Origin of the sequence: Sporosarcina sp. P18a (assembly GCF_002743135.1) — a bacterium.
Lineage (GTDB): Bacteria > Bacillota > Bacilli > Bacillales_A > Planococcaceae > Sporosarcina.
This window is the reverse complement of sequence record NZ_PDYQ01000001.1, coordinates 219835-237877: the sequence shown is the minus strand read 5'-3', so window position 1 is coordinate 237877 and position 18043 is coordinate 219835. Positions and strand designations below refer to the sequence as shown.

General features: G+C 42.0%; 15 protein-coding genes. 3 read left to right on the top strand and 12 right to left on the bottom strand.

The annotated features are described in order from the left end of the window. Positions 1 to 49: 49 nt before the first annotated feature. From pyk to CSV75_RS01130, 7 genes are all read right to left on the bottom strand, one after another. The gene (pyk, locus tag CSV75_RS01160; protein ID WP_099674402.1) at positions 50 to 1810 is read right to left on the bottom strand and encodes a pyruvate kinase; all 1761 of its coding nucleotides are present in this window, start codon (positions 1808 to 1810) and stop codon (positions 50 to 52) included. Between the two features lie 38 nt (positions 1811 to 1848). Then, a complete protein-coding gene (gene pfkA, locus CSV75_RS01155; protein ID WP_099674401.1) occupies positions 1849 to 2808 on the bottom strand; it encodes a 6-phosphofructokinase in 960 nt (319 codons plus the stop codon). 63 nt (positions 2809 to 2871) lie between these two features. Beyond that, positions 2872 to 3825 (bottom strand): acetyl-CoA carboxylase carboxyl transferase subunit alpha, encoded by a 954-nt coding sequence (gene accA / locus CSV75_RS01150; RefSeq protein WP_099674400.1) that lies wholly within the window; start codon positions 3823 to 3825, stop codon positions 2872 to 2874. Next, positions 3822 to 4694 carry an acetyl-CoA carboxylase, carboxyltransferase subunit beta gene (accD, locus tag CSV75_RS01145; RefSeq protein ID WP_099674399.1) on the bottom strand — a complete coding sequence of 291 codons (873 nt, stop codon included), beginning with the start codon at positions 4692 to 4694 and terminating at the stop codon, positions 3822 to 3824. The genes accA and accD overlap by 4 nt, the downstream gene beginning before the upstream one ends. Beyond that, complete coding sequence (locus CSV75_RS01140) at positions 4691 to 5353, bottom strand: FadR/GntR family transcriptional regulator (RefSeq protein WP_099674398.1); 663 nt, start codon at positions 5351 to 5353, stop codon at positions 4691 to 4693. Before CSV75_RS01140 ends, accD begins: the two co-directional genes overlap by 4 nt. Before the next feature lie 223 nt (positions 5354 to 5576). Then, positions 5577 to 8645, bottom strand: a complete 3069-nt coding sequence (locus CSV75_RS01135; RefSeq protein WP_099674397.1) for a DNA polymerase III subunit alpha — start codon at positions 8643 to 8645, stop codon at positions 5577 to 5579. A 19-nt stretch (positions 8646 to 8664) separates the two neighbouring features. Beyond that, on the bottom strand, positions 8665 to 9606 hold the full coding sequence (locus CSV75_RS01130; protein WP_099672499.1) for a DHH family phosphoesterase: 942 nt from the start codon (positions 9604 to 9606) through the stop codon (positions 8665 to 8667). 119 nt (positions 9607 to 9725) lie between these two features. Here CSV75_RS01130 and CSV75_RS01125 point away from each other — a divergent pair, with 119 nt between their 5' ends. Then, positions 9726 to 10055, top strand: a complete 330-nt coding sequence (locus tag CSV75_RS01125; protein WP_099629647.1) for a YtpI family protein — start codon at positions 9726 to 9728, stop codon at positions 10053 to 10055. A 12-nt stretch (positions 10056 to 10067) separates the two neighbouring features. Here the strand turns inward: CSV75_RS01125 and CSV75_RS01120 are convergent, their stop codons facing one another. Together CSV75_RS01120 and CSV75_RS01115 are read right to left on the bottom strand one after the other, a co-directional pair. Next, positions 10068 to 11375 (bottom strand): DRTGG domain-containing protein, encoded by a 1308-nt coding sequence (locus tag CSV75_RS01120; RefSeq protein ID WP_099672642.1) that lies wholly within the window; start codon positions 11373 to 11375, stop codon positions 10068 to 10070. Between the two features lie 126 nt (positions 11376 to 11501). After that, on the bottom strand, positions 11502 to 12179 hold the full coding sequence (locus CSV75_RS01115; protein ID WP_099629646.1) for a metal-dependent hydrolase: 678 nt from the start codon (positions 12177 to 12179) through the stop codon (positions 11502 to 11504). 107 nt (positions 12180 to 12286) lie between these two features. Between CSV75_RS01115 and CSV75_RS01110 the strand changes: the two genes are divergently transcribed. After that, positions 12287 to 13384, top strand: a complete 1098-nt coding sequence (locus CSV75_RS01110; protein WP_099674396.1) for a M24 family metallopeptidase — start codon at positions 12287 to 12289, stop codon at positions 13382 to 13384. A gap of 90 nt (positions 13385 to 13474) precedes the next feature. Here the strand turns inward: CSV75_RS01110 and ald are convergent, their stop codons facing one another. Further along, on the bottom strand, positions 13475 to 14596 hold the full coding sequence (ald, locus tag CSV75_RS01105; protein WP_099674395.1) for an alanine dehydrogenase: 1122 nt from the start codon (positions 14594 to 14596) through the stop codon (positions 13475 to 13477). A 243-nt stretch (positions 14597 to 14839) separates the two neighbouring features. Between ald and CSV75_RS01100 the strand changes: the two genes are divergently transcribed. Then, the gene (locus tag CSV75_RS01100; RefSeq protein WP_099629644.1) at positions 14840 to 15295 is read left to right on the top strand and encodes a universal stress protein; all 456 of its coding nucleotides are present in this window, start codon (positions 14840 to 14842) and stop codon (positions 15293 to 15295) included. 450 nt (positions 15296 to 15745) lie between these two features. Here the strand turns inward: CSV75_RS01100 and CSV75_RS01095 are convergent, their stop codons facing one another. Continuing rightward, positions 15746 to 16972 (bottom strand): acetate kinase, encoded by a 1227-nt coding sequence (locus CSV75_RS01095; protein WP_099674394.1) that lies wholly within the window; start codon positions 16970 to 16972, stop codon positions 15746 to 15748. A 149-nt stretch (positions 16973 to 17121) separates the two neighbouring features. Then, entirely contained in the window at positions 17122 to 18036 is a 915-nt protein-coding gene (locus tag CSV75_RS01090) for a class I SAM-dependent methyltransferase (RefSeq protein ID WP_099675307.1), read from the bottom strand. Positions 18037 to 18043: the final 7 nt, after the last annotated feature.

The following is an 18043-nucleotide window of genomic DNA, read 5'->3' as shown; positions in this document are numbered from 1 at the left end:
ACCTCCAAAAAAGACCGCTTTCTCTTAACGAGAAGCGGTCTGTATGTTTTTACAATACTTTTGCGTGACCGTTGTAGATCACACCACTCGCTGCGTCCATTGTAATGTCACTGCCATTTTTAATAACAGATGTGATATTTTCCACCCCTACGATAACAGGTATACCAAGACTCAAACCAACTACCGCGGCGTGACTAGTCAAACCGCCCGTTTCAGTAATGATACCTGCACATCGCTCGAGCGCTGCAAACATATCACGGTCTGTAGAATGCGTAACAATAATGTCGCCTTCTTTAATTTGTGTCAATGCTTCTTGTGAATTCTTGATGATTTTCGCTTTACCGAAAGCAACGTTTTTGCCGATGCCTTGTCCTCGACCGATTAAATCACCGATCACATGTAATTTCATCAAGTTCGTTGTACCCGCTTCACCAACCGGTACCCCCGCTGTGATAATGACTACATCTCCATGCGTTACATATTGATGTTTTACACTCTCTTCGACTGATTCCTGAAGGATCCCGTCGATGTCCAGTGCTTTCTTTCCAACGATTGGATACACTCCCCAAACTAGCGTCAGCTTATTGGAAACCACTTCAGAACGTGTAACCGCTATAATTGGAACACCTGGACGATATTTCGCGATCATCGTCGCTGTTTGACCACTTTCAGTTGGTGCTAAAATCGCTTTTACATTCAAGTTTAGTGCTGTATAAGACGCTGCTTGTCCAATTGCCTCTGTAAGATTTCCTTCTTTTTCTCTCGTTCTTGTGGAAACGACAGAATGGAAGTCCATAGATTCTTCAGTAGAAAGTGCGATCTTGCACATGACTTTTACAGATTCGACCGGATATAATCCAGCAGCCGTCTCACCCGAAAGCATGACAGCATCTGAACCATCCAAAATCGCATTGGCTACATCGCTTGCTTCCGCGCGTGTAGGACGTGGGTTTCTTTGCATAGAATCCAACATTTGAGTGGCTGTAATAACCGGTTTACCGTATTGGTTACATTTACGAATCATCATTTTTTGTACCAAAGGAACTTCCTCAGCTGGAATTTCTACTCCTAGATCTCCACGAGCAACCATCAGACCATCAGATAATTGGAGGATTGCATCGAGATTGTCGACACCTTCCTGATTTTCAATCTTCGGTACGATATGGATATGTCCACCATTATTATTTTCCAGTAGTTCACGGATTTGAATGACGTCAGATGCACGACGGACAAAAGAAGCCGCGATAAAATCGACGCCTTGTTCAATACCGAACAAGATATCTTCTTTGTCTTTATCCGTAATTCCCGGCAATTGAACGGAAACATTCGGAACGTTAACACCTTTATTATCTTTTAAAGGACCTGCGTTGATCACTTTGGTGTGGATCAAACCTTTTTCCGTATCCTTACCTGTTACTTCAAGTTCGATTAATCCATCATCTAGTAAGACAAATGAACCACGTTCCACATCATGAATTAACTTTTCGTAGGTAACGGAAAATGTTTCTGCAGTGCCGAGTACTTCTTGCATCGAAATATCTACTGCTTGTCCACGCACCAATTCAATTTGACCATCTTTCATTTTATGCGTCCGAATTTCAGGACCTTTCGTGTCAAGTAGAATTCCTACCATTTTTTCTTTTTCTGCTGCTGCTTTGCGGATTCTTTCAATACGTACTTTATGCTCTTCTTGGGTGCCATGGGAGAAGTTTAGACGTGCAACGTTCATCCCTGCGTCAATCAGCTTTAGTAGTCCTTCATATGATTCACTTGCTGGGCCGATTGTACACACAATTTTTGTCTTTCTCACTACTTATCGCTCCTCTGCGTCATGTCGACTCTGACTAATTAAATAGATAATGTTTCTGCTAAATCTACTAATGACAAATCCAACTTTTCTCGTTTGATAAAGACTTCCTCTAAGTTATAGTCTACCACTTTATGATTTCTCATACCAACAGCAGAACTTTTCTTTCCGGATAACAATGTTTCAACAGCTCTTGCACCGTATTGACTGGCAATTACCCGATCACGTGCAGATGGCGAGCCGCCTCGCTGCATATGTCCTAAAATGGATACACGGGTTTCAATACCCGCTTCTTTTTTTAGTAGTTCTGCCAGTTGCGTGGCAGACATCATACCTTCCGCTAATACGATAATACTGTGCTTTTTACCACGACTCGTACTGCTCCTTAGGCGTTCAACAATAGCGTGTATGTTAAATGGCTTCTCAGGCAGTATAATCGATTCAGCACCGCCACCAAGACCCGCCCATAACGCCAGATCACCTGCGTCACGACCCATTACTTCAATAATGAAAGAACGTTCATGAGATGTTGCAGTATCTCGGATTTTATCGATTACTTGGACTACGGTATTCAATGCAGTATCAAAACCGATCGTAAATTCTGTTCCGGTAATATCGTTATCAATTGTAGCAGGTACACAAGCACAAGGAACACCCAATTTCACAAGTTCATTGGCTCCTTTGAACGACCCATCTCCACCAATGACGACCAATCCTTCAATCGCATGAAGCTTGATTTGCTCCATTGCTTTGGCACGACCTTCTTCCGTCATGAACTCCGGACATCTTGCAGATCGCAATATCGTTCCGCCACGCTGAATGATATCTCCGACTGAACCAAGCTGGAATTGCTCGATTTTACCGTCAATCAATCCTTGATACCCATTGAACACACCGGAAACTTCCACCCCTTCGAAGAGAGCTTTTCTGACTACGGAACGAATGGCCGCATTCATTCCCGGTGCGTCGCCACCACTTGTTAAGACCGCAATTTTTTTCATGTCGATCCCATCCTTTAATCATGTCTTGTATGTACGAGCAAAAGACGCGGTTGCCCGCATCTTTTATTCCGAAAAGACGCCAATACTCCGGAATTTATTATATCGGCTATCAATCAATTCATCTGATGTCAATTCGCATAATGTTTTCAGGGATCTTCGTAGCGTGCTACGGATTTCTACCGACTGTTTGTTTGCATCGCGATGTGCTCCGCCAAGTACTTCGGGAATGATTTCATCAATAATATTCATTTCTTTCAAATCGGGTGCAGTGATTTTCATCGCTTCCGCTGCTTGTTTAGCCAGTGATGGATCTTTCCACAAAATAGACGCTGCACCTTCCGGGGAAATAACAGAGTACGTAGAGTTTTCGAGCATATGGATATGGTTTGCTACACCGAGAGCCAGTGCACCTCCACTACCCCCTTCTCCAATAACGATGGAGATAACAGGGACTTTCAAACCAGCCATTTCAACTAGATTACGTGCAATTGCTTCACTTTGTCCTCGTTCCTCTGCCGCTTTACCGGGATATGCACCTTTTGTATCGATGAAACAAATAATAGGACGATGGAACTTTTCCGCTTGCTTCATTAGGCGAAGCGCTTTACGATATCCTTCGGGATGCGGCATACCAAAGTTTCTTCTAACATTTTCTTTGGTGTCTTTTCCACGCTGATGGCCAATGATTGTAATGGGCATTTCCTCAAATGAGGCGATTCCACCGATTATCGCTTCATCATCTCCAAAGTTGCGATCTCCATGAAATTCGATAAAGTCTTCGAACAAACGAGTAATATAATCCATTGTCGTCGGTCTTTCAGGGTGTCGGGCAACTTGTACACGATCCCAAGGCTCCATACTTTCATAGATATCTGTTTCCAACTTAACTAGACGATTTTTCAAATTGACGATTTCAGATGAAAGATCTACGTCATTGACTGCGGTATACTCTTCTAGTTCATTAATTTTTTCACGCAGTTTTACGATAGGTTCTTCAAATGCAAGTGTTTTACTCATACGAGTACAGCCCCCTTTCGTGCGTGAAGCTTCAAGATTTTATTCATTTCTTCTGGCATATCGTTGCGATGGACTACAGCGTCCAATTGCCCGTGATTCAATAAGAACTCCGCTGTCTGGAAATCTTCAGGCAGTTTTTCACGTACGGTTTGTTCAATTACTCGACGCCCTGCAAACCCGATCAAAGCTTTTGGCTCTGCTAGATTAATATCACCAACTGAGGCAAAACTCGCGGATACACCACCTGTAGTTGGATAGGTCATGATGGAAATGTACAATAACCCTTTATTGGCATGTCTTTCAAGAGCAACACTCACTTTAGCCATCTGCATCAGACTAATTACACCTTCTTGCATACGGGCACCACCACTTGCGGAAAAAATCAACATAGGAATACCTAATTCCGTAGCTTTCTCTACAGCTCTTGTAATTTTTTCGCCAACTACTGATCCCATAGACCCCATTCGAAAATGTGCATCCATGACTGCAACGGCTACTTGTGTATCTTGAATCCTTCCGACGCCAGTCAGTACGGCCTCATTCAAACCTGTTGCTTTTGCATCAGCTTCTACTTTTTCTGTATAAGAAGGGAAATCTAGCGGATTCTCTGTTTTCAAATGATCATCCATTGATTCAAAGCTACCCTCATCAAATAAGTGATCGATCCGCTCTTGTGCCGTCATCTTATAATGATGTTGGCAAGAAGGGCAAACCTTACCATTCTTCAACAAGTCCTTCGTCAAAATCACATGCTTGCACTCCGGACATTTCGTCATAATTCCTTCTGGCACATCTGCTTTACTTTTGGCAGAAGGTATTGTATGTTGGTCTACTTTTGATTTCTTTTTAAATAATTCTTTGATACTCATTCCGTTTCCCTTCTTTCTCCCTCAACTTGATCCATCCAGTTTTCATAACAAATTAAGGCTTTTTCCTTATTACCTGCCATCATCTCATCCAGCAGTTCATGCACTATAGCTATTTCCTCATCAGCCTCAATGGCTATATCAAAAGAAACACCGCTATACTGTTTTAGTAAAAACCAAATTTTCAAGGAGAGTCGATTTTCAGTAGCGACAATGGTTTCGCGCACCATATCTTCACGTGAAAACACTGACTCTCCTTCTCTCAACCTACTTTGCATGCCTTCCCAAACAGGAAGCATGCGCAATTCTTCATTTTCTGTGACTGTTGTAATCGCTGCCCGCTCATGGATCATCCTTGTATCTACTACATCTTGGATTGACCGTGCTTGCTGCATAATAAACGTCGAGAGAACTTCCACTAATTGATGTTTTTTGAAATCGGATAGGAACGTTCCTTCGCCTCGCCTCGTCTCAATGAGGCCTAGCAATTCCATACTTCGCAACGCTTCGCGTACTGCGGTTCTACTCACTTGTAGCTTTTCTGCTAGGTGACGTTCAGATGGTAACCTATCGCCGTATTCGATTTTTTGTTCGCTAATCAGTGATTGTAGTTCTCCGATAATATCCAAAAAACGCTTGGATGATGATTGTGAATTTTGCATGAGGAGAACTCCTTTTTCATACCTTCAGCAGAGTGGTCTGACCACCCTGCATACAAGCATACAAAAAAGTCGGCACCACGTAAAGCAATATCGTGAAATTACAAGTGTTTTTATTTCGTCAATTTTCTTGCCGACTGAACGCTCACTTACTAAAAAGTCGAAGTATGGTCAATCGTGACGTGGATTGCGTCATGATTGACCATAGAGTCTATACTCGTATGTTTTATTCTCCCGAATGATGGAGCGGCAACAACTGTTCTACTATCAGTTGAACAGATTGATTTCGAAAATCTATGCTTCCTGAAATTTGAACAAACGCTCCCTCTATTAAGTGGACGCTGATCTGTGCGTATTGTTTCGGAAACAAAGTACAGGAAATTTCTCCAGTCTCATCTTGTAACGTAAGAAATGCCATCGCTTCGCCTTTTTTGGTACGAATCCGTCTAATCGACAGAATAATTCCCATACAGTGCACTTTAGTTCCTTGACGTAAAGAAACTAGAGATGTAATGGTCGCTAGTTGATTGGATGCATTTCGCTTCAATTGTTCAACAGGATGCTCGGACAAATAAAACCCTAATGTATCATGTTCAAAACCAAGCTTTGTCATCTGATCCATTGTGCCGCCCGGTGTATATTTAGGTTGCGAATTAAATTGGAACTGTTCGCTTAATGCATCGTCGCCTATGAACAGCGCATGGGAATGAGCGGCATCTATTGAAGCAAGGAGTACGGAACGCTTCTGATTAAAATCGTCAAGCGCGCCTGCTTTAATTAACGGAATGACAGTTTTTTCTGTGAAGTAATCAGCCCCGAGTGCAATCGCCATGTCAAACATAGAAGACCAGTTCCCCTTCTCACGCGCTGCAGCCAATTGCTGATAGAAGGCGAAAGTAACCCCTTTTATAGCGCCTAGGCCTAGACGAACCGCATGTCCTTCGACTGTATGTGAATAGCGGCTTTTCGTAATTGACGGAGGTAGGATAGGAATACCTTTTGCCTTCATTTCACGAATTACTTCCGTCATCTTCTCTTTACTTCCTGTTAAAGAAGATAAAAATGCTGCGTAAAAATATGTCGGTTCATTTGCTTTAAAGAATGCCAGTCGATAGGAAATTAGTGAATAGGCCACAGCATGACTTTTCGGAAATCCGTAATCCGCAAATTTAACGATCAGATTATACACGTCGTTTGCCTTTACTTGATCGAATCCTTTTTTACGTGCACCGGCAGTAAAGTGCTGGCGTTCTTCTTCCAATACTTGCTGATTCTTCTTACTAATCGCTCGTCTTAGAAGATCGGCTTCCGCCATAGTGAAGCCCGCAATATTCACCGCGATTTTCATGATCTGTTCTTGATAAATAATTATGCCGTACGTTTCAGCTAGAATAGGCTCGAGCTCGGGTATGTCATATACGGTCGGCTCTTGTCCATTTTTCCGACGACTATAAAGTGGAATAAACTCCATAGGACCCGGACGATACAAGGCGTTGACTGAGTAAATATCTTTAAAGTTATCGGGCTGTATCGTTCGAAGGGCGCGACGCATACCAGGTGATTCAAATTGGAAGATTCCTGTTGTATCTCCTGCTTTAAATAGTGTGTATGTTGCTTGATCAGTGAGTGGTATCTGTCCGAAGTCGATGACCTGCTTTTTGTTGTATTGAATCATGGCACGGATTCTATCGAGTAGTGTGAGGTTTCGCAACCCGAGAAAGTCCATTTTCAACAAACCGACTTCTTCTACATCTTTCATCGCCCATTGAGTCAGGAAGACTTCATCGGATCCAATCTGCAGTGGGACATAATGAACGAGTGGTTTTGCAGCAAGCACGACACCTGCAGCATGGGTTGACGCATTTCTCGGTAAATCTTCTAAACGTTCTGCAGCTTGTTGCCATATTTTTCTTCGGGGCTCCACTTGAATCCAGTCACGTAATTTCTTGGACTGCATGATCGTTTCTTTAAACGACTGTCTACTATTCAATTCATTGGACATGAAACGCACTTCTTCCGGTGTGAAATCCACCACTCTGGCAACATTTCGGGCAACGGCTTTCGTTGAAAGTGTACCGAATGTAATAATCTGTGCGACATATTGTTTGCCGTATGTTTCCGCTACATAATTGACAACTTCCGTTCTGCGATGATCCGCGAAATCGATATCTATATCAGGCATGGTCACTCGTTCGGGATTCAAGAAGCGCTCAAATAACAATCCGTATATAATGGGATCCACTTCTGTGATACCAAGTGCAAATGCTACTAAAGAACCTGCTGAAGAGCCACGTCCTGGACCTACCAAAATTCCTTCTGTTTTTGCGAAACGGACATAGTCTTCTACTATTAAGAAATAATCTGTGAAGCCCATTTGTTCAATAATCGATAATTCATAGCGTAGTCGCTCTTCATACTCTGGCGATAGTGTTGGAAAGCGTTGTTGCAATCCGGTCCGACACTGTTCTTCTAGCAAATCAATGGACTTTTTGCCCTCTACTACAGGAAACTTGGGAAGTAAAAAATCTTCTTTCTGGATGGTCACATTACAGGAATTCATAATGTTTTCCGTTGTCTGTAACCATTCCGGATACTCTCTGAACCAATTTGTAAGTTCTTGTAGTTCAGGCAAAAACGCTTGTCTATACCGATTAGGCGGTTTTTTTGAATCATTTAATTTATAGCCTTTCCGAATGGCTGTTGCGACTTCAAAAGCTTGAAAGTCTTCTTTATGAAGAAAGCGTGTTTCGTGACAAGCCGCTATGGATAATTGACTTTTCTCACTCAACTGCATGATTGCAGCTTCGTCAGTATGTGCCCCTCCACCCGGCCGGCTGATTCCAATAAATGTTGAAGCGCTGGAAACATTCTCCGTTAGTAACTGCAGTACATGTAGAGTACGCGCATTCGCCCAGGATGAATCGGTCATGGCACATATCATGATGCACCCTTCTCTATAGGCGTGGAGCCAATTCAGCGGTAAGTTTTCTTCTTGACGTGTCGAAATAGCACTGCTCATTTTCAGTAGATTGGAGAAGCCTGTTTCGTTTTGTGCATATATGTATACAAGCACTTCATGATCTTCAACTTCTAACATAACGGACAACCCAATTATGGGTCGGATGCCGTATTTACTCAGCATTTTACTAAATGATCGCACGCCATATAATGTACTATTGACGATAGCAGCAGAAGAAGCCCCTCTTTTTTGCAAAAGAGGAGCCAGTTCATCTAACTTTACGATTCCACGCAATAAATCTGCGCCTGTTACAATTTGCGGATACATCAGGTTCATTTCAATCCCTCAGCTCTGCTTAATAGTTTCTGCAAAGTTCTTGCAGTTTACCGATGATTTCATCTACTTCTGTCCATGAATACGCGGAAGCACCTGACGCTAGTGGATGACCACCGCCATTGTGCTGCATCGCCAATGTATTGATGATAGGACCTTTTGAACGTAGGCGGACACGGATTTGGTTCTGCTCTTCAATAAAGATGATCCACGCACAAATCCCTTTAACCTCTCCAAGTGACCCTACGAGTTGAGACGTCTCCGATACGGTTACATCGAACTGCTCCAAAATTTCTTTTGTTAGTTTAATATAAGCCGCACCATTTTCATCGATCGTAAAGTTTTGGTAGATGTATCCTTGCAAATGCAAGATTTTACGATCCATCTCATACATACCTGCGAATAATTTCGTTCGATCAAAAGGTTGCTTGATTAACGAGCTAGCTACTTCAAATGTCTTTTCAGTCGTGCTCGGGAACATAAAACGACCCGTATCCCCAACAATTCCTGCGAATAAGAAACGTGCCGCTTCTGGGGACATTTCCCAATTGTATGAAGCTTGACCTTCTTCATATATGGTATAGATCATTTCCGAGCAAGAACTCGCGTCTGTATTTACCCATCGCTCATCACCATATGGATCTTCGTTCGGGTGATGATCGATTTTCAATAAAAATGCACCTTTGTCGTAAAATGATCCATCAATACGATCCGTGTTCGCTGTATCGGTAACGATGACCAAGGCACCTTCGTAATCTGATTCAGTCACGGTGTTCGGTTCACCCAAATAACTTAACAGTTCATCATGCGTTCCAGCTGCGAGTACTTGCTTTCTCGGATAGTTCTTTTCAATAAGTGCTTTCAACCCCATTTGTGACCCGTATGCATCTGGATCAGGTCGGACGTGACGATGAATGATAATTTTTTCGTATTTCTCAATTGTGTCAATGATTTGTCGTTTCATCTATATTCCCCCAGGTTTCTGTACAAGTATTCGCATTTCCTATTAAAAGCCGCTACAATATATAATGAACCTCAACGCTAAGGTAGCAGGTTATTTTGTATGTAATGGGGGCTTTTTTGATGGAAATGGTTAACTTTATTTTTGTTTTTGGTATCGTCGCTTGCGGCGTATTCTATTTTGTTTTCAAAACACGACAATTCCGCACGAGCCATATGTTTCCCATCCGTAAAAAGATGTATGCGAGTTTGGCAGGCACAGCACTTGGCGCCCTATTGATCTTCTTCGGCATCAATCAATTGCTGATTTTCGATGGCACACTCACCTATATCGTGTCAGCTATATTCATTTTATTCGGTGGATATGTTGCTATATTTAACTTTAACGCTCAGAAACATTATAAGCAGTTTGTTGCGGAAGAAAGTAAACTAAACCAAGCTGATGTCAATTGACGTCAGCTTTTTTTATTTCTCAAAAAGCTGGAAAGTCCCCATAGCTTTAGCAACTATTCCATCGTTCGATGTCAATTCGATTTCCAGTTTGATGAATCGGCGACTCGAGTGAATGATCTTTGGTTCCACTGTTACCGATGCGCCAAGCTGAACTTGTTTGATGAAATAAATCGTTACATTCTCAGGCACACTTTCGCCACGTTTTTGAAGCTTAATCGTTCGACTACCCGCTTCTGTCAGGATCGTTAGCATCGCCCCGTAAGATAATGAACCAAATTGATTGGTCATCTGTGGCACAACGGAAAACTCGATTTTTTCAGGCGAATTGGCTATAGCTTTCATTTGATTCTTGACAATGTCGTCAATTGTTTCCCCTTGTTGCGGTTGACGTTGAGTCATTTGCAGTGCTTTTAGAACATCTTGACGACTGATGATTCCTTCTAGAATGCCCGCATCATTCACGACAGGCATTAGATCAATGCCTTCCCAGATCATACTGTGTCCCGCTGATGCAACACTCACTTTACCGTTTACCGTGATGGGACCTGGCGTCATGACTTTTCCAACGGTTTCTACATCGGGATTGCTGACGACATCTCGGGACGTAATAATCCCTACCAATGTACCGTCAGATTTTACAACAGGGTAGGCTGAATGCGATGTTTGATGATTCACTTCGTAAAATTGATCGACGGAATCTTCAGGAGATAATGTCACGGTACTGGCAAGTGGTGTCAAAATATCCTCTACCAATAAAATCTCTTTTTCAATCAACTGATCATAAATCGCTCGGTTCAGCATAGTCGCTACTGTGAAGGTGTCATAACTTGTTGAAATAACCGGCAAATTCATTTCGTCTGCCAGCTGCTTCACTTCATCAGTCGCATCGAAGCCACCCGTCACGAGGACGGCTGCCCCCGCTTTAATCGCAATTTCATGCGCTTTCAAACGATTTCCTACGATCAGCAAACTGCCCGCATCGATATATCGGATCATATCCTCGAGCTGCATGGCGCCTACAACAAATTTCGTTAATGTTTTATGTAATCCATCACGACCACCCAGCACGACGCCGTCTACAATGTTGATGACTTCTGCGAATGTTAGACGTTCAATATTTTCTTTTTTCTTTTTTTCAATTCGGATTGTACCGACACGTTCAATTGTATTTACTAATTTTTGATTTTCCGCTTCTTTTATCGCACGGTAAGCGGTTCCATCACTGACTTCCAATACTTTCGCGACTTGGCGGACGGAGATCTTTTCCCCCACTGCCAAACTTTCGATATAACGCAAAATCTGCTCGTGTTTAGTTGACATGATTTCACCTTTTTCTTCGACCCAGTTTAAGGTTTCGGCTTTTTGATAATCATACCATAAATTCAACAAAAAAACGGTCTACGACACGAACAATGCGCCGTAGACCGTAATTATTTATTTTACATTTTACAGTTCGATGATTTCTCCTGGCTCCATTATTTTCACTTCATGATTCTGTACGAGTGATTTGAAGTCTTCAGGATCCACTTCAATTGGCGGGAATGTATTGAAGTGGATTGGAACGGTTAACGTGGGTTTCAACAATTCGACTGCTTTTGCGGCATCTTTAGGACCCATGGTGAAATTATCGCCAATCGGTAAGAACGCCACATCGATTCCCTCTTCACCATACAGTTTCATATCACTAAATAGCGAAGTATCTCCTGCATGATAAATAACTTTATCTTCTATCGTCAAGAGTAAACCAGCAGGCATACCTGTATAAATTATTTCATTATCTGCCGTTGTATAGGATGAACTATGGAATGCCTGTGTATATTTCACGGTACCGAAATCAAACTCGTTTGCTCCACCAATATTCATTCCATGTGTAGTCAATCCCTGGAATCCAAGGTATACGGCCAATTCATTCGGAGCGACGACTAAGATATTTTCTCTTTTAGCAATATCCATCGTGTCGCCCACATGGTCATTATGTCCGTGTGTTAGTAAAATCACATCAGGCTTTTCATCGTCCGCCTGTAGATCTGTTAATTTATTACCTGTAATGAAAGGATCGATTAAAATCGTCTTGCCTTTCGTCTCAATTTTTACGATCGAATGACCATGGTATGAGATTTTCACAACGATCACACTCCTCTTTTAATTACCTACTCTATTCTATACCTTCTGCAAAATAGCTTAAAACCCTCTTTTTTTGTTATACTAACCATAACAGAGGAGGTAATATGTTGACGAACATTCAAAAAGTACAAAATTTCTTAGCGAAACATGATATTGATGCAGCACTCATAACCAATCCAGACAATATATTTTATCTGACTAATTTCCGTAGTGATCCCCATGAGCGGTTACTAGGTGTAGTCGTTTTCAAAGAAGCAGATCCATTTGTCATTTGCCCTGCTATGGAAGTTCCAGATGTAAAAGCAATTGGTTGGAAGTATGACGCTATCGGATATAAGGATACAGATAATGCGTTCGAATTTTTAGATCAAGCAATCACTGAACGGATTTCTACATTCTCATTACTCGCAATCGAAAAGGAACATGTAACAGTTGATCGTTACGAAATCTTGCAAGAGCGTTTTCCGACTCTACAGTTTGCGAAGTTAGATGATGAACTAGCCAACCATCGTCTGATCAAAGATGATGTGGAACTTGAGCACTTGCGTAAAGCAGCCGAATTAGCAGACTATGCAATAGAAGTAGGTTGTAATGAAATCGCGGAAGGTAAAACCGAGCTAGAAATAGTCCAAGCTGTAGAACAAGCGGTGAAACAAAAAGGCGCAGAGAAGATGTCATTTGATACCATTATCGTTTCCGGTACGAAGACCGCTTCCCCCCATGGTATTCCGGGTGAAAAACGCATTGAAAATGGGGATTTCATCTTATTTGATCTTGGAGTCGTGTATAAAGGATACTGTTCTGACATCACGCGTACGATAGCATTCGGTGAGCCTACAGAGGAAAAGCGTAAGATTTATGAGACAGTCAAGAAGGCACAGCAAGCAGCAATTGACGTAGTACGTCCAGGTACATTGGCTAGAGAAGTGGATCTTGCCGCTCGGTCCATTATTGAAGAAGCGGGTTATGGTGAGTTATTCCCGCATCGGATTGGCCATGGCCTTGGTATTTCTGTTCATGAGTTCCCCTCCTTGACAGCTACGAATGATATGCCACTTCAAGAAGGTATGGTATTTACAATTGAACCGGGCATTTATGACCCAATTACCACGGGCGTACGGATTGAAGATGATGTGTATGTGACGGAATATGGCGTCGAGGTGTTAACGAAATTTTCTAAGGATTTAATCGTTGTCGGAGAGTAAAATGAGATAAAAAAACTGAAGACAGACTCTAGTTTAGAAGTTTGTCTCCAGTCTCGGGCCGCTACTTTATGTAGTGGTCTTTTCTTTCGTTTAGATCGTTTCTAGTACATCTTCAACATATGCGTATTCCAGTTCTTGTGCTTCTGCTACTGCCTGGTACGTAATGTGCCCTGCTAGTGTGTTGATTCCTTTGCGCAGCGCTTCGTTGTCTGCACATGCTTTTTTGACACCTTTGTTAGCAATTTGAAGAGCGTAAGGAATTGTCACATTCGTTAGCGCCATGGTGGATGTTTGTGGAACTGCTCCCGGCATGTTCGCTACCGCATAATGAATGACACCATGTTTTGTGTATGTCGGGTCATCATGTGTTGTGACACGGTCAGATGTTTCAAAAATTCCACCTTGGTCAATGGCAATATCAATCACTACAGAGCCAGGGCTCATAGATTTCACCATTTCTTCTGTTACGAGAGTTGGCGCTTTTGCACCTGGAATCAGAACGCACCCGATTACCAAGTCTGCATCTTTTACTGCTTTTGCAATGTTATATGGATTAGATACTAATGTTTGAATATGCTCTCCGAAGATCTCGTCCAGCTGACGTACACGCTCAACCGATAAATCCAAGATGGTTACGTGGGCACCGATTCCGATTGCCACGCGCGCAGCATTTGTACCTGCTTGTCCCCCACCAATGATGGTGATTTTCCCACGTGATACACCTGGTACTCCAGCAAGCAAAATCCCTTTGCCGCCTTTTGTCTTTTCTAAATACTGTGCACCGATTTGCGTTGCCATACGGCCTGCTACTTCACTCATAGGCGCTAGTAGAGGCAATCCGCCACTCGGTAATTGAACTGTTTCATAAGCAATTGCTGTTACTTTTTTGTCGAGCAATGCTTGTGTTAATTTTAACTCTGGCGCTAAATGAAGATACGTAAATAGAATTAACCCTTCACGGAAATACTGATATTCAGATTCTGCAGGTTCTTTAACTTTCAGTACCATGTCCGCTTCCCATACTTCAGCGGCTGAGTCTACGATGATCGCACCTGCTTCTTTATATTCTTCATCCTGAAAACTCGAACCGATTCCAGCACCTTTTTCAATTAATACTTCATGACCAGCTGTTTTTAAAGTTAGAACACTTGCAGGGGCTATTGCCACTCGGTTTTCATTATTTTTAATCTCTTTTGGAACACCTATACGCATGCAAAATCCTCCTAGAATTGTAATTTCTCTTAATTACTTTTTTCATTTTCTCTTTGTCGATTAATAACTATTTAATCTTATCAGAAAATAAATGGTTTTTCCTCTTTTTTTCAACGTTTTTCCATATAATCTTCATTTTCTAAACTTTGATAAAACATTTCGACAAAAAAAGAAGGACTCTCATAATCTATGGAGAATAAGAATACTGTAGAAAGATTTTAATTTTAAGGATGGAGTGGTAAAATGGCACTTACTTACAAAGACATCATCGTAGCCGTGGATGGTTCAGATGAGGCAAAATGGGCTTTTAAGAAAGCGATCGCAATTGCAGATCGTAACGATGCGACTCTTCACTTGATCAATATTATTGATACGCGTTCTTACGCGGCAGTTGAAGCGTACGATCGTTCCATCGCAGAGCGTGCACAGAAATATGCTGAAGAATTGTTAACTGACTATCGTACAGAAGCGGTTGCAGCCGGCGTAGCGAATGTGGAAATCCACGTAGAATATGGTTCTCCTAAGACGTTGATCCCACGTGATATTGCTAAGAAGCTTAATGCAGATTTAATTATCTGTGGGGCTACAGGTTTAAACCGTGTCGAACGTTTCTTAATCGGAAGTGTTTCTGAAAATATCGTTCGTTCTGCAAAGTGTGACGTACTGGTTGTACGTACTCCGGAACATCTACAAGGCTAATAAATAACCAAGGACTGTCCAAGAAATCGTTCATTCGATTTCTTGTGGCAGTTTTTTCATGCGTCAATTGCAAGAGATATAGTATAGCGGGCACCGTTGACCGACATTCTAGGCGGACTCTTTCCCATGGGCATGGCTTGAGCCAAGCGAACAGCGAAGGGTTCGCTTTGCCGTATTGCTGTGTACTTTGCAGAAATTAAGGCACCTGACAGGGTCTCAAGGCTCACGCTGATCCATCGAGAGTCGCCGCCTGGAATGTCGATCAACTAGTTTACGTCTCGTATAATAGTAACGTGTATAGATTCCCACTCCAACCAAATGAACGCTCCTTCAAAGTTAGCTTAGCTAAGAGACATTCGCAAGCGTCTTAGTGATTGCAGTAAAATACGCTATTACGATCTAATAAAAGTCCCGACTATCAGCGTTCTGACGGTCGGGACTTTGTTTTATTTATTCAACTGCTACTTTCTCTGCTTCTGCTGGCACTGGAATTCCAGCGATTCGCACTGTATCGCGAGCTAACATGATTTCTTCGTTTGTCGGGATGATGAGTACTTTGACTGGTGAGTGTGGGAAGCTGATGTACGCTTCTTCGCCGCGAATGTTGTTTAGGCTTGGATCAAAGTAGACACCCATAAATTCCAATCCGTTCATTACTTTTTCACGAACGATTGCACTGTTCTCTCCAATTCCTGCTGTGAAGATGATCGCATCCACTCCACCCATTCCAGCTGCGTATTGCCCGATGTGCTGGTGGATCCGGTCTGTGAAGACATCAAGTGCCAATTGCGCACGGTGATTGCCTTGTTCTGCAGCTTCCGTAATATCGCGCAAGTCGCTTGAAAATCCACTGATTCCAAGTAGTCCTGATTTTTTATTTAATGTGTTGACTACTTCTTCAGCTGACTCGTTCGTATGTTCCATCATATATGGAATAAGAGCCGGGTCAATATTACCTGAACGCGTACCCATAATTACTCCTGCTAACGGAGTGAAGCCCATGGATGTGTCCACTGACTTACCACCTTTAACAGCTGCAATACTCGCTCCGTTACCTAAGTGACAAGAGATGAGACGTGTGTCTTCAAGAGGTCTATTCAAGATCTTGGCAGCACGCTCCGTTACGTATTTATGGCTCGTCCCATGGAAACCGTATTTACGAATTCCATACTTTTCATAGTATTCATATGGTAACGCATACAAAAACGCTTTCTCGGGCATTGTCTGATGGAATGCTGTATCAAAGATTGCAACAGATGGTGTATTTGGCAAAGCTTTCTCAAACGCTTTAATTCCTACAATATTTGCTGGATTATGCAAAGGCGCGAAACTTGAAATCTCTTCAAGCTTCTCAACTACTTCGTCAGTAATTAATACCGAATCACTGTATAGCTCTCCCCCGTGAACTACACGGTGACCGATTCCGTCAATTTCATCATATGATGAAACGACTCCCTCACTCAGTAAATGTTCCAAAAGCATTTCAACAGCCATCGAGTGGTTAGTAATATCCACTACTTTCTCGATTTTCTTCTCGGCAGTCGCCATTGTAAAAACGGAATTTTCTAGTCCAATTCGTTCGAATAACCCCTTAGTAATTTCTTCTTCGTTCGTCATTTCAATTAATTGAAACTTCAATGAAGAACTTCCAGCATTGATCGACAAGATCTTCGGCAAAAATATCCACCCCTTATAATAATTACGTCGTAGAACGTTTGAATTTATTATAGTATCTACCTATTCTAAAAGCAATTGAATTCATGAGTTGTGCGTGATCTTTCTGCTAATATCTTTTGAAAATAAAAAAGAAGAGAAGTGACTATTCGTCACTCTACCTCTTCTTGCATCCATGCATGTAGTTTATTGAAGAACTGTTGCATAGCAGTAGCGTTCCCAAGTTCAGGTATTTTCGCTAACAGCACATCCGGTAAGACAAAGTTCTCATTTGGTGGTTGTTGTAACAATAAAATACTTTTAGCAAAGCGTTGATCTGCAAATAATGAAGAAGGCAGTTCAAGCAAGCCTCTCAATAATTTATGTTCTTTAACAAATTTCAAAATAGGTTCTGCTCCTTCAGCAGTTAACAACTTGGAAGGAACGATGAATAATCCGTAACCACCGGGCTTCACATAGCGCATAGATTGTTCAATATATAAATAATGAGAGAACGCATGACCTTCATTTGCCATTAGTTCATAATCCATAGCCACTTCATCGTCAGGGTAATAGCCTACAGGTAAATCACTTACTACCGCATCGACTACATCAATAGGTAACGGACGAAGCGCATCTTGTAGATAAAACGATACCGGTAGCTCCAATAAATTGGCTGTTGCTGCAGCGATTTGAATCAACACATCATCGATTTCAACTGCACTGGCAGAAGCGGAACCTTTGTATTGATTTAATACTGTAAACAAAAGATTCCCCGTTCCTGCTGCAGGATCGAGAAATGTTACGGGGTGCGTAGAATCCAATAGTTTATTGACGAGATACCCCATCAAAAAGCCAATCGTATCAGGAGTCATTTGGTGATGAGCTTGTGTAGACTGTTTCAATCCTTTTAATAAGGCTAGCTGAATACCTTTACGGATTTCTTCCTTTTCAGGATTTTGTAAGTCTACTGCGGATGGTTGATCTAGCCATTTTTCACTAGCTTCGAGCACAGCATCCAAATACAAACCTTCCGTAGCCGCCGCATGATTATCGTAATACGTAAAAACTTTTTCCATGTTGTTCATTTGAAAT

Bases quoted from the DNA above. Each gene is read 5' to 3' on its own strand.
- pfkA (WP_099674401.1), bottom strand. From the start codon at position 2,808: ATGAAAAAAATTGCGGTCTTAACAAGTGGTGGCGACGCACCGGGAATG.
- accA (WP_099674400.1), bottom strand. From the start codon at position 3,825: ATGAGTAAAACACTTGCATTTGAAGAACCTATCGTAAAACTGCGTGAA.
- accD (WP_099674399.1), bottom strand. From the start codon at position 4,694: ATGAGTATCAAAGAATTATTTAAAAAGAAATCAAAAGTAGACCAACAT.
- CSV75_RS01140 (WP_099674398.1), bottom strand. From the start codon at position 5,353: ATGCAAAATTCACAATCATCATCCAAGCGTTTTTTGGATATTATCGGA.
- CSV75_RS01135 (WP_099674397.1), bottom strand. From the start codon at position 8,645: ATGAACCTGATGTATCCGCAAATTGTAACAGGCGCAGATTTATTGCGT.
- CSV75_RS01130 (WP_099672499.1), bottom strand. From the start codon at position 9,606: ATGAAACGACAAATCATTGACACAATTGAGAAATACGAAAAAATTATC.
- CSV75_RS01125 (WP_099629647.1), top strand. From the start codon at position 9,726: ATGGAAATGGTTAACTTTATTTTTGTTTTTGGTATCGTCGCTTGCGGC.
- CSV75_RS01120 (WP_099672642.1), bottom strand. From the start codon at position 11,375: ATGTCAACTAAACACGAGCAGATTTTGCGTTATATCGAAAGTTTGGCA.
- ald (WP_099674395.1), bottom strand. From the start codon at position 14,596: ATGCGTATAGGTGTTCCAAAAGAGATTAAAAATAATGAAAACCGAGTG.
- CSV75_RS01100 (WP_099629644.1), top strand. From the start codon at position 14,840: ATGGCACTTACTTACAAAGACATCATCGTAGCCGTGGATGGTTCAGAT.
- CSV75_RS01090 (WP_099675307.1), bottom strand. From the start codon at position 18,036: ATGAACAACATGGAAAAAGTTTTTACGTATTACGATAATCATGCGGCG.